This window comes from Variovorax sp. EL159 (assembly GCF_900100965.1).
Taxonomy (GTDB): domain Bacteria; phylum Pseudomonadota; class Gammaproteobacteria; order Burkholderiales; family Burkholderiaceae_C; genus Variovorax.
In genome coordinates this window covers 600,243-612,533 of sequence record NZ_FMUJ01000004.1, presented here as the reverse complement: position 1 = coordinate 612,533, position 12,291 = coordinate 600,243, and the positions used below count along the sequence as shown (strand labels likewise).

The 12,291-nt window shown below is 64.1% G+C and carries 19 protein-coding genes; 2 read left to right on the top strand and 17 right to left on the bottom strand.

Going from position 1 to position 12,291, the window contains the following annotated elements; all coding sequences use genetic code 11:
- Positions 1 to 2 precede the first annotated feature (2 nt).
- From rpsK to rplN, 14 genes are all read right to left on the bottom strand, one after another.
- Positions 3 to 407 carry a 30S ribosomal protein S11 gene (gene rpsK / locus BLQ28_RS20030; protein WP_009124825.1) on the bottom strand — a complete coding sequence of 135 codons (405 nt, stop codon included), beginning with the start codon at positions 405 to 407 and terminating at the stop codon, positions 3 to 5.
- A gap of 12 nt (positions 408 to 419) precedes the next feature.
- Entirely contained in the window at positions 420 to 785 is a 366-nt protein-coding gene (gene rpsM, locus BLQ28_RS20025) for a 30S ribosomal protein S13 (RefSeq protein ID WP_093243005.1), read from the bottom strand.
- 23 nt (positions 786 to 808) lie between these two features.
- Entirely contained in the window at positions 809 to 922 is a 114-nt protein-coding gene (rpmJ, locus tag BLQ28_RS20020) for a 50S ribosomal protein L36 (protein ID WP_013544106.1), read from the bottom strand.
- Positions 923 to 999: 77 nt separating this feature from the next.
- Positions 1,000 to 2,313: a preprotein translocase subunit SecY gene (gene secY / locus BLQ28_RS20015; protein WP_093243003.1), complete on the bottom strand. Its 1,314-nt coding sequence runs from the start codon at positions 2,311 to 2,313 to the stop codon at positions 1,000 to 1,002.
- 27 nt (positions 2,314 to 2,340) lie between these two features.
- A complete protein-coding gene (gene rplO / locus BLQ28_RS20010; protein WP_093243001.1) occupies positions 2,341 to 2,772 on the bottom strand; it encodes a 50S ribosomal protein L15 in 432 nt (143 codons plus the stop codon).
- 11 nt (positions 2,773 to 2,783) lie between these two features.
- Positions 2,784 to 2,969 carry a 50S ribosomal protein L30 gene (gene rpmD, locus BLQ28_RS20005; protein ID WP_009124818.1) on the bottom strand — a complete coding sequence of 62 codons (186 nt, stop codon included), beginning with the start codon at positions 2,967 to 2,969 and terminating at the stop codon, positions 2,784 to 2,786.
- Positions 2,970 to 2,995: 26 nt separating this feature from the next.
- Positions 2,996 to 3,514, bottom strand: a complete 519-nt coding sequence (gene rpsE / locus BLQ28_RS20000) for a 30S ribosomal protein S5 (RefSeq protein ID WP_093242999.1) — start codon at positions 3,512 to 3,514, stop codon at positions 2,996 to 2,998.
- A gap of 18 nt (positions 3,515 to 3,532) precedes the next feature.
- Positions 3,533 to 3,898 carry a 50S ribosomal protein L18 gene (rplR, locus tag BLQ28_RS19995; RefSeq protein ID WP_093243465.1) on the bottom strand — a complete coding sequence of 122 codons (366 nt, stop codon included), beginning with the start codon at positions 3,896 to 3,898 and terminating at the stop codon, positions 3,533 to 3,535.
- 14 nt (positions 3,899 to 3,912) lie between these two features.
- The gene (gene rplF / locus BLQ28_RS19990) at positions 3,913 to 4,446 is read right to left on the bottom strand and encodes a 50S ribosomal protein L6 (RefSeq protein ID WP_093242997.1); all 534 of its coding nucleotides are present in this window, start codon (positions 4,444 to 4,446) and stop codon (positions 3,913 to 3,915) included.
- A 24-nt stretch (positions 4,447 to 4,470) separates the two neighbouring features.
- Positions 4,471 to 4,866: a 30S ribosomal protein S8 gene (gene rpsH, locus BLQ28_RS19985; RefSeq protein WP_093242995.1), complete on the bottom strand. Its 396-nt coding sequence runs from the start codon at positions 4,864 to 4,866 to the stop codon at positions 4,471 to 4,473.
- Between the two features lie 20 nt (positions 4,867 to 4,886).
- Complete coding sequence (gene rpsN / locus BLQ28_RS19980; protein WP_042577476.1) at positions 4,887 to 5,192, bottom strand: 30S ribosomal protein S14; 306 nt, start codon at positions 5,190 to 5,192, stop codon at positions 4,887 to 4,889.
- 8 nt (positions 5,193 to 5,200) lie between these two features.
- The gene (gene rplE / locus BLQ28_RS19975; RefSeq protein WP_093196100.1) at positions 5,201 to 5,740 is read right to left on the bottom strand and encodes a 50S ribosomal protein L5; all 540 of its coding nucleotides are present in this window, start codon (positions 5,738 to 5,740) and stop codon (positions 5,201 to 5,203) included.
- Between the two features lie 11 nt (positions 5,741 to 5,751).
- Complete coding sequence (rplX, locus tag BLQ28_RS19970) at positions 5,752 to 6,084, bottom strand: 50S ribosomal protein L24 (protein WP_093242993.1); 333 nt, start codon at positions 6,082 to 6,084, stop codon at positions 5,752 to 5,754.
- Positions 6,085 to 6,097: 13 nt separating this feature from the next.
- The gene (gene rplN / locus BLQ28_RS19965) at positions 6,098 to 6,466 is read right to left on the bottom strand and encodes a 50S ribosomal protein L14 (RefSeq protein ID WP_009124801.1); all 369 of its coding nucleotides are present in this window, start codon (positions 6,464 to 6,466) and stop codon (positions 6,098 to 6,100) included.
- Between the two features lie 239 nt (positions 6,467 to 6,705).
- Here rplN and BLQ28_RS19960 point away from each other — a divergent pair, with 239 nt between their 5' ends.
- Both BLQ28_RS19960 and proC read left to right on the top strand, forming a co-directional pair.
- The gene (locus tag BLQ28_RS19960) at positions 6,706 to 7,851 is read left to right on the top strand and encodes an esterase-like activity of phytase family protein (protein ID WP_093242991.1); all 1,146 of its coding nucleotides are present in this window, start codon (positions 6,706 to 6,708) and stop codon (positions 7,849 to 7,851) included.
- Positions 7,848 to 8,705, top strand: a complete 858-nt coding sequence (proC, locus tag BLQ28_RS19955) for a pyrroline-5-carboxylate reductase (RefSeq protein ID WP_093242989.1) — start codon at positions 7,848 to 7,850, stop codon at positions 8,703 to 8,705. The genes BLQ28_RS19960 and proC overlap by 4 nt, the downstream gene beginning before the upstream one ends.
- A gap of 23 nt (positions 8,706 to 8,728) precedes the next feature.
- On the opposite strand, the gene BLQ28_RS19950 is transcribed toward proC, so the two are convergent.
- The 3 genes from BLQ28_RS19950 to BLQ28_RS19940 are packed head-to-tail and all read right to left on the bottom strand — an operon-like array spanning position 8,729 to position 12,202.
- Complete coding sequence (locus BLQ28_RS19950) at positions 8,729 to 10,084, bottom strand: MFS transporter (protein WP_093242987.1); 1,356 nt, start codon at positions 10,082 to 10,084, stop codon at positions 8,729 to 8,731.
- Positions 10,081 to 11,685: a class I adenylate-forming enzyme family protein gene (locus BLQ28_RS19945; RefSeq protein WP_093242985.1), complete on the bottom strand. Its 1,605-nt coding sequence runs from the start codon at positions 11,683 to 11,685 to the stop codon at positions 10,081 to 10,083. Before BLQ28_RS19945 ends, BLQ28_RS19950 begins: the two co-directional genes overlap by 4 nt.
- Positions 11,672 to 12,202, bottom strand: a complete 531-nt coding sequence (locus tag BLQ28_RS19940) for a MaoC/PaaZ C-terminal domain-containing protein (protein WP_093242982.1) — start codon at positions 12,200 to 12,202, stop codon at positions 11,672 to 11,674. Before BLQ28_RS19940 ends, BLQ28_RS19945 begins: the two co-directional genes overlap by 14 nt.
- Positions 12,203 to 12,291 lie beyond the last annotated feature (89 nt).

Below are 12,291 nucleotides of genomic sequence, written 5' to 3'. Positions count from 1 at the left end.
GATCAGATGCGGCGACGCTTCTGGGGACGGCAGCCGTTGTGCGGAACGGGCGTCACGTCGGCAATGGAATTGATCCGGATGCCGAGCGCAGCCAGTGCGCGCACCGACGATTCGCGACCGGGGCCGGGGCCCTTGATCTCGACGTCGAGGTTCTTGATACCTTGTTCGACAGCAGCACGGCCGGCCACTTCGGAAGCCACCTGCGCAGCGAACGGGGTCGACTTGCGCGAGCCCTTGAAGCCCTGGCCACCCGACGAAGCCCACGACAGGGCGTTGCCCTGGCGATCGGTGATCGTGATGATGGTGTTGTTGAACGAGGCATGCACGTGGGCGATACCGTCCGCAACGTTCTTGCGAACCTTCTTGCGAACGCGCTGTGCGGCGTTGTTTGCAGGTGCTTTAGCCATGCTGGTCTATCCTTATTTCTTCAGGGACTGCGCAGCCTTGCGCGGACCCTTGCGGGTGCGGGCGTTGGTGCGCGTGCGCTGGCCGCGCATCGGCAGGCCGCGACGGTGACGGAAGCCGCGATAGCAGCCGATGTCCATCAAACGCTTGATGTTCATCGTCGTCTCGCGACGCAGATCGCCTTCGATGGTGAACAGAGCGATCTGATCGCGGATCTTCTCGAGATCGCCGTCGGTCAGATCCTTGATCTTCTTCGAATATTCGATGCCGCTCGCTTCGCAGATTTGACGGGCGCGGGTGCGACCGATACCGAAAATGGCGGTCAGGCCGATTTCAGCGTGCTTGTGCGGCGGGATGTTGATGCCAGCAATACGTGCCATGTGCGTCCTCTAATACTCTTCAATCAACCCTGGCGCTGCTTGTGGCGCGGGTCGGTGCAAATCACACGCACCACACCTTTACGGCGGATGACCTTGCAATTACGGCAGATGGTTTTGACCGAAGCCGAAACTCTCATTTCATTCTCCTAAAACTGTTTAACGTGGCGGTACACCGCCCACTCACCCAATATTCTCAATACTGAAACTCACAGCCCTACGATGTCTTGAAGTTGGCCTTCTTCAGCAGCGATTCGTACTGCTGGGACATCATGTAGTTTTGCACCTGGGCCATGAAGTCCATCGTGACGACCACGATGATCAGCAGGGAGGTACCACCGAAGTAGAACGGCACGTTGTACTTCAGGATCAGGAACTCGGGCAGCAGGCAGACGAAGGTGATGTACACCGCGCCAGCCAACGTCAGGCGAACCAGAATCTTGTCGATATAGCGAGCGGTCTGGTCACCCGGGCGAATGCCAGGAATGAACGCACCACTCTTCTTCAGGTTGTCGGCCGTTTCCTTGCTGTTGAACACGAGTGCCGTGTAGAAGAAGCAGAAGAAAACGATCGCAGCGGCATACAGCAGCACGTAGATCGGCTCGCCCGGACGCAGAGCGCCGGCAATGTCCTTGATCCAGCGGAAGCCACCTTCACCGGTGCTGAACCAGCCAACCACCGTTGCGGGCAGCAGGATGATCGACGAAGCGAAGATCGGCGGGATCACGCCAGCCATGTTCAGCTTCAGGGGCAGGTGCGACGACTGACCGCCGTAGACCTTGTTGCCAACCTGGCGCCGCGCATAGTTCACGAGGATCTTGCGTTGGCCGCGCTCGACGAACACCACGAAGTAGGTCACCAGCACCACCACCGCGACGATGAAGAGCGCGACGATGACGTTCATGGCACCGGTACGCACCAGCTCCAGCAGTCCACCGATGGCGTTCGGCAAGCCGGCTGCGATACCTGCAAAGATCAGGATCGAGATACCGTTGCCAAGGCCGCGTTCAGTGATCTGCTCGCCGAGCCACATCAGGAACATCGAACCTGCCGTCAGGCTCACCATGGCAGTCAGGCGGAAGCCGAAGCCAGGGGAGATCACCAGACCAGCCGACGATTCGAGGGCCACTGCGATGCTGAACGACTGGAACAGGGCCAGACCCAGCGCGCCGTAGCGCGTGTACTGCGTGATCTTGCGGCGACCGGCCTCGCCTTCCTTCTTCAATTGCTCGAAGGTCGGAAGCACGTAGGTCATCAGCTGCATGATGATCGACGCCGAGATGTACGGCATGATCCCCAACGCGAACACGGTGAAGCGCGACAGCGCACCGCCCGAGAACATGTTGAACAGGCTCAGAATGCCGCCCTGCTGGCCCTGGAACAACGCTGCCAGCTGGTCCGGGTTGATACCCGGCACAGGAATGTGCGCGCCAATCCGGTAGACCACGAGCGCGAGCAGCAAAAAGACGAGCCGACGACGGAGGTCGCCGAACTTGCCTGTTTTTGCGATCGTTGCCGCGTTAGTTGCCACGAAGAACTTCTTTCAGTCCGTTGGTGATCAGGCGATGCTGCCGCCGACTGCTTCGATCGCAGCCTTGGCACCAGCGGTTGCACCCACGCCCGTCAGCTTGACGGCCTTGGTGAGTTCACCGGTCTTGACGATCTTGACGACCTTGGCGAGCTGGCCCACGAGGCCGGCTTGCTTCAGCGCCAGGACGTCCACTTCGGCCAGGCCGAGCTGCTCGAGGGCAGTCAGCGTGACTTCAGCGTTGAACTTCAGCAGGTGCGACTTGAAACCACGCTTGGGCAGGCGACGTTGCAGCGGCATTTGGCCGCCTTCGAAACCAACCTTGTGGAAACCGCCAGCGCGCGACTTCTGACCCTTGTGACCGCGACCTGCGGTCTTGCCGATGCCAGAGCCGATACCACGACCAACGCGACGCTTTGCGTGCTTGGCGCCGGCTGCCGGCTTGATGCCATTGAGTTCCATATCAGTCTCTCTTACAGAACTTTGACCAGATAACTGATCTTGTTGATCATGCCGCGCACCGCCGGGGTGTCTTGCAGCTCGCTCACGCTGTTGAGCTTGCGCAGGCCGAGGCCACGCACGGTCGCGCGATGCGATTCCTTGGTGCCAATCGGGCTCTTGACCAATTGCACCTTGAGGGTTTGTTGTTGCGTCGTCATTTGAATGCTCTTCCGATTGCTTGCGCTCAGGCGAAGATTTCTTCGACGGTCAGGCCACGCTTGGCAGCCACTGCGGACGCGGTCGTCGAGTTCTTCAACCCGTCGAGCGTGGCGCGAACCATGTTGTAGGGGTTCGACGAACCATGGCTCTTGGCCACGATGTCGGTGATGCCCATGACTTCGAACACGGCGCGCATCGGGCCGCCGGCGATGATGCCGGTACCCTTGGGAGCCGGGTACATCACGACCGTCGAGGCGCCGTGGTGACCTTGCACCTGGTGATGCAGCGTACCGTTCTTGATCGGAGCCTTGAACAGGTTGCGACGGGCTTCTTCCATCGCCTTCTGCACGGCAGCAGGCACTTCCTTCGACTTGCCCTTGCCCATGCCAACGCGGCCATCGCCGTCGCCGACCACGGTCAGCGCTGCGAAACCAAGGATACGACCACCCTTCACCACCTTGGTGACGCGGTTGATCGCGATCATCTTCTCGCGCAAACCGTCCTCAGGACCTTCGTTCTGCGTTCTTGCTTGAATCTTTGCCATTTTGAATCTCGTGTCCGATTAGAACTGCAGACCGGCTTCGCGGGCTGCCTCGGCCAGCGCCTTGACGCGGCCGTGGTAGGCGAAACCTGCGCGATCGAAAGCGACCTTCTCGACGCCGGCAGCCTTCGCCTTTTCAGCGATGCGCTTGCCGATGGCGGTGGCTGCAGCGGCATTGCCGCCCTTGCCCGAACCGCCGAGCGAGGCGCGCACTTCGGCTTCGGCCGTCGATGCGGTTGCGATCACCTTGGTACCGTCGTCGGAGATGACGGTGGCATAGATGTGCAGGTTGGTGCGGTTCACCGTCAGACGGGCCACGCCCTGCGTCGCGATGCGAATGCGGGTCTGGCGCGAGCGGCGAAGACGCTGTGCTTTTTTGGTCAACATCATTTTGCTGCCCCTTACTTCTTCTTGGTCTCTTTGATCACGATCTTCTCGTCCGCATAGCGGATGCCCTTGCCCTTGTAGGGCTCTGGCGGACGAACAGCGCGGATCTCAGCGGCGATTTGACCAACGCGCTGACGGTCAGCACCCTTGATCACGATTTCGGTCGGGGTCGCGGTGGCCACCGTGATGCCTTGCGGCATGTCGATGTTGACCGGGTGCGAGTAACCGACTTGCAGGTTCAGCTTGTTACTGGACGCTGCAGCCTTGTAGCCAACGCCGACCAGATTGAGCTTCTTCTCGAAGCCCTTGGTCACGCCAACCACCATGTTGTTCACCAGCTGGCGCACGGTACCGCTCATCGCATTCGCTTCACGCGACTCGTTGGCGGGCTCGAAGCTCAGCTTGCCGTCATTGCTGACGACCTTGACCAGCGCATTGCGTGCCAGGTTGAGCGTGCCGCCCGTGCCCTTGACGCTGATCTGGTCTTCCTTGATCGACACATCCACGCCTGCGGGGATGGTGATCGGCATTTTTCCTACTCGGGACATTTCAGTAACTCCTCGATGTCTCGGTTAGGCGACGTAGCACAGAACTTCGCCACCGACACCGGTAGCGCGTGCCTTGCGGTCGGTCATCACGCCCTTGGGGGTCGTGACGATCGCAACGCCGAGGCCGTTCTGGACTTGCGGAATGGAACTGCTGGCCTTGTAGACACGCAGGCCGGGACGGCTCACGCGCTCAATGCGCTCGATGACCGGACGACCAGCGTAGTACTTCAGCGAGATTTCAAGTTCGCTCTTGCCGGCTTCGGTCTTGACCTGGAAGCCGTCGATGTAGCCCTCGTCCTTCAGGACTTGTGCGATCGCGATCTTCACCTTGGAAGACGGGACCGACACGGTGGGCTTCGCCACCATCTGCGCGTTACGGATACGCGTCAGCAGGTCGGCAATGGGATCACTCATGCTCATGTTGTTTGCTCCTGCCTGGCTTACCAGCTGGCCTTGGTGACACCGGGGATGTCACCATTGAAAGCCAGTTCGCGGATCTTGGCGCGAGCCAGACCGAATTGACGGAAGGTGCCACGGGGGCGACCGGTGATTTCGCAACGGTTGCGCTGACGCGTGGGGTTCGCGTTGCGCGGGAGCTTCTGCAGGCCCAGGCGGGCAGCAGCGCGCTCTTCGTCGCTCTTCTTCACGTCGTTGGAAATTGCCTTCAGTTCCGCGTGCTTCGCAGCGAACTTGGCAACCAGCTTGTCGCGCTTGAGTTCGCGCTGGATCAAAGATGCTTTAGCCACAGATCACCTCAGTTCTTGAACGGGAAACGGAAACCAGCGAGAAGCGCCTTGGCTTCTTCGTCGGTCTTGGCCGTCGTCGTGATGCTGATATTGAGACCGCGCAGGGCATCGACCTTGTCGTACTCGATCTCAGGGAAAATGATCTGTTCCTTGACGCCGATGTTGTAGTTGCCACGGCCATCGAATGCACGGCCGGAGATACCACGGAAGTCGCGAACGCGCGGCAGCGCGATGGTCACGAAGCGGTCCAGGAATTCGTACATGTGCACGCCACGCAGCGTGACCATGCAGCCGATCGGCTGGTTTTCGCGGATCTTGAAACCGGCGATAGCCTTCTTCGACTTGGTGACCACAGGCTTCTGGCCAGCGATCTTGGTCAGGTCGGCGACAGCGTTGTCGAGAACCTTCTTGTCGGCGACTGCTTCACCCACGCCCATGTTCAGGGTGATCTTGGTGAGGCGCGGAACCTGCATCGGCGATGTGTAGCCGAACTTTTCCGTCAGGTCTTTCGCGATCTTTTCGCGATAGTGTTGTTGGAGACGTGCCATGTGAGTACCTCTTAGGCGAACTTGATTTCGTCGCCGCTCGACTTGAAGACGCGAACAGCCACGCGCTTGCCGTCGGCACCCTGGGTGATCTTGATGCCCACGCGATCGGCCTTGCCGGTCGCGGCATTGAAGATCGCCACGTTGGATTGGTGAATGGGCATGGACTTCTCGACGATGCCACCGGTCGTACCCTTCAGGGGGTTCGGCTTGGTGTGCTTCTTGACGAGGTTCAGGCCGTCGATGACGACGTGCGAGTCGTCCTTGCGGAGCGACACGGTGCCGCGCTTGCCCTTGTCACGACCGGCCAACACGATGACCTGGTCGCCTTTGCGAATCTTGTTCATGGCGTTGTTGTCCTTACAGAACTTCAGGGGCCAGCGACACGATCTTCATGAACTTTTCGGTGCGCAGCTCGCGCGTCACCGGTCCGAAGATGCGGGTGCCGATAGGCTCCAGCTTGGCGTTGAGCAACACTGCAGCGTTGCCGTCGAATTTGACGAGCGAACCGTCGGCGCGACGGATGCCCTTGGCGGTACGGACCACCACTGCACTGTAGATCTCGCCCTTCTTGACGCGACCACGTGGAGCGGCTTCCTTGATGCTGACCTTGATGACGTCGCCCACGCTGGCATAACGCCGCTTGGAGCCACCGAGCACCTTGATACACAGGACGGATTTCGCGCCCGTGTTGTCGGCCACTTCGAGCCGGGATTCAGTTTGGATCATTTCTTGATATTCCCAACTTGTACCGATGTGCCTCCAGGAGGGAAGCACCGCGGTCAGTCTTGGGCCCGTCGTCTGCACCTCGAACCACTCGAGGCACTTCCGCTTTGGGCTGAAAGCTTCGCCTTTTGGAAGCGAAGCCCGCGATTGTTGCACGCAGTCGTGCTGATGTCAACAACCCCATTACACCACCATGCGCTGGCACTAGACTCCGGGGCGTGCGCAATCCTGCGAATTCCCCCTTGTCGGCCCCTGTGCTTGCCCGCCGTCGCCTCCTGGCGGGCGCGACGGGACTGCTGGCGCTGGGCCTGGGCGATTGCGGGAGCGCAACCCCAACGCCAGACCCCGGCCGGCTGAGACGCATCGCGGAAACACGCTGGCCGCACCGTCCTTCAATAGAGGGCACCTCGGCCGGAGGCCTCTCGGGCATCGACTACGATCCGTCGCGAGGTGAGTACCTGCTCATCAGCGATGACCGGTCAGACTTGGCACCCATCCGCTATTACGTCGCCCGCTGGCCTCAGCCGGAGGCCGCTCCGCCCACCCCCACGGGCGTGGTGCTGCTGCAACGCCCGGGCGGTGGCCCCTGGCCCAATCGGCGCCAGGCCCTCGACGGCCTTCCGGTCCCCGACCCCGAGGCCCTCCGATTGCGGCCCGGCACCAACACCGTGTTGTGGACCAGCGAAGGCGACATCGCCCGCGGTTTCGGCCCCGCACTGTATGAATCAGCGCGCGACGGCCGCTTCTTGCGCGAATTCGCCCTGCCCGCGATGTTCGCCGCCGACCCGACGGAGCGCCGCGGTCCGCGCGACAACCTGACTTTCGAGGGCCTGGCCCTCACCCCCGACGGCCGGTTCGCCTGGCTGGGGATGGAAAACGCCCTGATCCAGGACGGCCCCGTGCCGACCACAGGCGCCCCGGGCGGCCCCTGCCGCTTCACCCAGCTCGACCTGGAAACCGGAAAAGCCACCCGCCAGATCGCCTATGTACCCGACGCCATCCCGCTGCGCCCGCTGGTTCCGGGCACCTACGCCGACAACGGCGTGAGCGAGATCCTCATGCTCGACGCCCACCGCATGCTGGTGCTGGAGCGCGCCTATGCGGCAGGCACCGGCAATTCGCTGCGGCTCTATGAGATAGACACCCGCGCGGCCGGCGACGTGCTGGCCGTCGATGCATTGGCGGCCGGCAACCACAGGCCGGCCGCCAAGACCCTCGTGGCCGACTTCGCCGCGCTCGGCCTGTCCCGCCTCGACAACACCGAGGGCATGTGCTGGGGGCCGCCGCTGCCCAATGGCAAGCGCATGCTGGTGGTCGTGAGCGACGACAATTTCAATCCCCTGCAAGTCACCCAGTTCGCTGCCTTCGAATACACCGACCGACCATGACCATCGCCGTGACCTTCCTCCCCCGCACCGCCCCCGCGCCGCTGCCGCCCGTCGCCTTCATCGGCGGCGGCAACATGGCGAGCGCCATCATCGGCGGGCTGATCCAGCAAGGCGCCCCGGCGGACGCGTTCGAGGTGGTCGAACCCTTCGAGGAAGCCCGCACGAAGCTGGCGCAGTCCTTCGGCATCGTGGCGAAGGCCGAGGCCGGCGACAGCCTCTCGCGCTGCGCCGTCGTGGTGTGGGCGGTGAAACCCCAGACCTTCGCCGAGGCGGCCAAGTCGGTGCGCGCATTTGCCGCGAACGCCTTGCACCTGAGCGTGGCCGCGGGCATCCCGTCAGACAGCATCGCCCGCTGGCTCGGCACCGAGCGCGTGGTGCGCGCCATGCCCAACACGCCCGCACTGGTGGGCAAGGGCATGACCGGCCTTTTTGCGCGCCCGGCCGTCGCGAGCGCGGACAGGGCTCTTGTCGCGCAACTGCTGGCGCCCACCGGCGAGCTGATCTGGGTCGACGCCGAACCCGCGCTCGACGCGGTGACCGCGATGTCGGGCTCGGGCCCGGCCTACGTGTTCTATTTCATCGAGGCGATGACCGAAGCCGGCGTCGAGATGGGCCTGACGCCCGACCAGGCCCAGCGGCTGGCCATCGGCACCTTCACCGGCGCCTCGGCACTCGCACACAGCGCGACCGAGCCGCCCTCGGTGCTGCGCGAGCGCGTGACCTCCAAGGGCGGCACCACCTACGCGGCCATCACCTCGCTGCAGGGCGCGGACGTCAAGGCGCAGTTCAAGACCGCGATCCGCGCGGCGCAGAAGCGCGCGGCCGAGTTGGGCGAGGAATTCGGCCGCGGCTGAGCGCACGCGCAAGCCGACATTCGTCAGGCCGGCACCGGGACGGCCTCCACCACCCGCAGGCTGCGCGAAAACAGCGGCAGCAGCGACGCCGCCATCAGCAGCGCGGGCACGATGCCGAACAGCCACATCATTGCGGCGAGCGCTGAAGCCGGCTGCGCCACGGCCTCGCCGGTCGATGGAATGAAGCCGCTCCACCCCAGCACCAGCCCCGACAGCATGGCGCCCAGCGCCAGCCCGATCTTTTCCCAGCCGACCCACACGCCCGTGAAGGCACCGTCGCGGTTCTTACCACTGTGCCGCCGGTGCTCGTCGATCACATCCGGCAGCAGCGAGAAGCCGAAGACCTGCCCCGCCGAAAAGCCGACACCCGCCAGCACCGCGCCGATCACCAGCACGGCCATCGACGTCGACAGGCCCAGCACCGACACCAGGAAGCCGACCACGCCGATGCAGGTTCCCAGCGCAAAGCAGGTGCGCTTGGGCAGGCGCCGCGCCACCATCGACCAGAGCACCATCGCGATCACGCTCGCCAGCGTCATCACGCCGAAGTACAGCGCGAGGAAGTTGCCGCCCAGTGGGCTCAGGTACTTGCCCACGTAGGCCAGCATGGTCGAGTTGGCGCTCTGCGCCAGCATCTGCAGCCCGTAGGCCAGCGCCAGCATCACGAAGGCCCGTTCGCCCAGCACCGTGCGCAGCTGCGCCGACAGGCTCGTCGCGTCCGTCGCGCCCTGCAGCAGCGGCATGCGGCGCGTGCCGAGCACGGTGACCAGCATGGCGATGAGGCACAGGGCGCCCACGCCCCACCCGACCACGCCATAGGCTTTTGCCGTGCCGCCCAGCGCCTTCAGCACCTCGGGCCAGCCCACGGCGGCGATCAGCAGGCTCAGGCCCAGGAAGCCCATGCGCAGCGCGACGAGGCGCGTGCGTTCATGCCGGTCGCCGGTGATCTCACCGAGCAACGCGGTGTACGGCACGCTGAACAGCGCATAGCCCGTCGTCGCCAACACGAACATGAGCGTCACATAGACCCAGCGGGCCTGCGGCGTATCGAGCGCCGGCACGTTGAACACCAGCGCGATGCCGCTCGACAACAGCACCGCGCCCAGCAGCATGAACGGGTGGCGCCGGCCCCAGCGCGTTTCGGCGCGGTCCGAGCGCAGCCCGATGTACGGGTCGGTCAAAAACTCCCACAGCTTGGGCAGCAGCAGCGTGAACGACGCCCACGCGGCCGCGATGCCCAGGTGGTCGGTCATGAAGAACAGCAGAAAGAGCTGCGGCACCACCAGGAAGCTGCCGGTGCCCAACGTGGCGAACCCATAGGCCACGCGCACGCGCAAGGCCAGCGGCTGCGTGGCCGCGATCGGTGTGGTGATGGTCATGCGGGCCTCGGTTCGGCGGGGAACACGGCAAGCGGCTCGCGCCCTGCCACGGCGGTGCGGGCGCGCGCCTTGAGCGCCAGCCGGTCGACCTTGCCGATGGGCAGCATCGGCAGGTCGCGGACGATCTCGATGTGCTTGGGCAGTTTGTAGTTGGCCAGCCGCTCGCGCAGCATGGCCTTCAGTGCGCCGGGGCTGTCGTCCGGCTGCTGCGTGACGACGAAGGCATAGCCCACCTCGACGTACTCGTCGTCCGGCACCGGCACCACCACGGCCATCGTCACCGGCGCGAGCGCTTCCAGGGCCTGTTCGATCTCGAGCGGGTAGACGTTGTAGCCGCCCGACTTGAACATCTCCTTCCTGCGACCCACCAGCCTGACGCGGCCTTCGGGCGTCACGACGGCGATGTCGCCGGTGCGGAACCAGCCGCCTTCCGCGAAGGCCTCGGCGGTGGCGTCCGGTCGCTGGAAGTAGCCCGTGAAGAGCCAATCGCCATGCAGCTGGATCTCGCCGGCGGTGCCCTTCGGACAAGGGCGCCCCGCATCATCTGCCACGCGCCATCCGATGCGCGAATCGAAGCGGCCGACGGTGCCGGCGATGGTCTCGGCGTCGTCGTCCAAATCGGTGAAGGTCGAGAAACCCATCGCCTCGGTCAGCCCGTAGCCGTTCATCACGGGCCGGCCCGTCACCTCCTGCAGCAGCCGCACCAGCGGCAGCGGCGGCTGGTTGCCGGCCAGGATGATCTTCTGCAGGCTCGAATAATCGGTGCTGCGAAAGCGCGGCGAACGGCTGATGGCAAGGAACATCGCGGGCACGCCGCCGATCATGGTCAGGCGATGCGTCTCGATGGCCTGCAGCATCGCGTCGGGGTCGAAGTCGGGCTGGAACACCACGGTCGTTCCCGTCACCACGCAGTTGGTGCACAGGTCCACCACGCAACCGACATGATTGACCGGCAGGTTGCACAGGGTGCGCCCCTGCCCCTCGACACCGAAGTGCACCGGGTCATTCGTGACCGGCGCGATGAACACGATGCCGCGGTGCGTGAGCTGCGCGCCCTTCGGCGTGCCGGTCGTGCCCGAGGTGTAGACCAGCAGCGCCGTGTCTTGCCCGCGCACGGCATCGCGCGCCGCCTGCAGGCGCTCGGGCACCACGTCCTTGCCGGTCTTAGCAAAGGCGTCGAGCCTGCGGCCCGACACGACCCAGCAGGTGCCATCCGCGCGCTCGGCCAGCGCCTCGATCTTGCGCACATGCGCCGGTTCGGCATCGAGCAGGCCGAACAGCAGCGTGGGCTTGCAGTCGGCCATGATCACCGCAAGCTCTGCCTCGGTGTACTTGGGGTTCAGGCCCACGTAGATGCCACCGACGCTGGAGATCGCAAGAAACAGCGCCATGAACGCGGGGCAAGGCTTGGCGTAGACGGCCACGCGCTGGCCCGGCGCGAGCCCGTGCGCCAGCAGCGCGCTCGCCAGTGCATCGACCCACGCTTGCGCCTGGGCGAACGAGATGTGTTGATCGCCGTCGACCCATGCGTCGGTGTCGCCGCGGGTGCGTGCGTGGTGCGCCAGCCAGGCGTCGGCGCGGGGCAGTTCAGGCAACGGCATGGTCCGGCTCCCCGCTCTCGGTCAGCGCACGCGGCCCGAGAAAGAACAACCAGTCGGCGGCCAGCGTGACGGTGCCGTCTTCCAGCTCGAGCAGCACCTCTTCCTTCAGCAGGAAGCTGTCGTTGGGCCTGGACGTGACCTCCGAGATGCGCACGCGCGCCCGGAAGCGCGCGCCGACTGGCATCGGCCGCACGAAGCGCAGCCGGTCGAAGCCGTAGTTCAGCGCATGGTTCATGTCGAAGGACACCAGCGTGCGCATGGCCTCGCCGCTCAGCTTGATGAGGTGCGACACCTGGAAGAAGCCCTGCACGATGGTGCCGCCGTAAGAGGCCTCACGGGCCGCGCGCTGCGGGTCGAGATGAATCCATTCGCCGGTGCCGTCGCCCGACAGATCCGCGTAGCGGTCGACCATGTCCTGGGTGATGCGGTGCCACTCGGACACGCCCTCCTGGCCGATCTTCTGTTGCATTCGGGCCAGTGCGGCGGCGGTCGATGGTGAGGTTTCAGCGGTCTGCATGGGGTCTTCGTCTCCTTCGGTTTTTCGGCGTTCACATAACACTTGTTATGTTTTCGATAAAATATAACAAGCGTTATGTGGATGCGCAA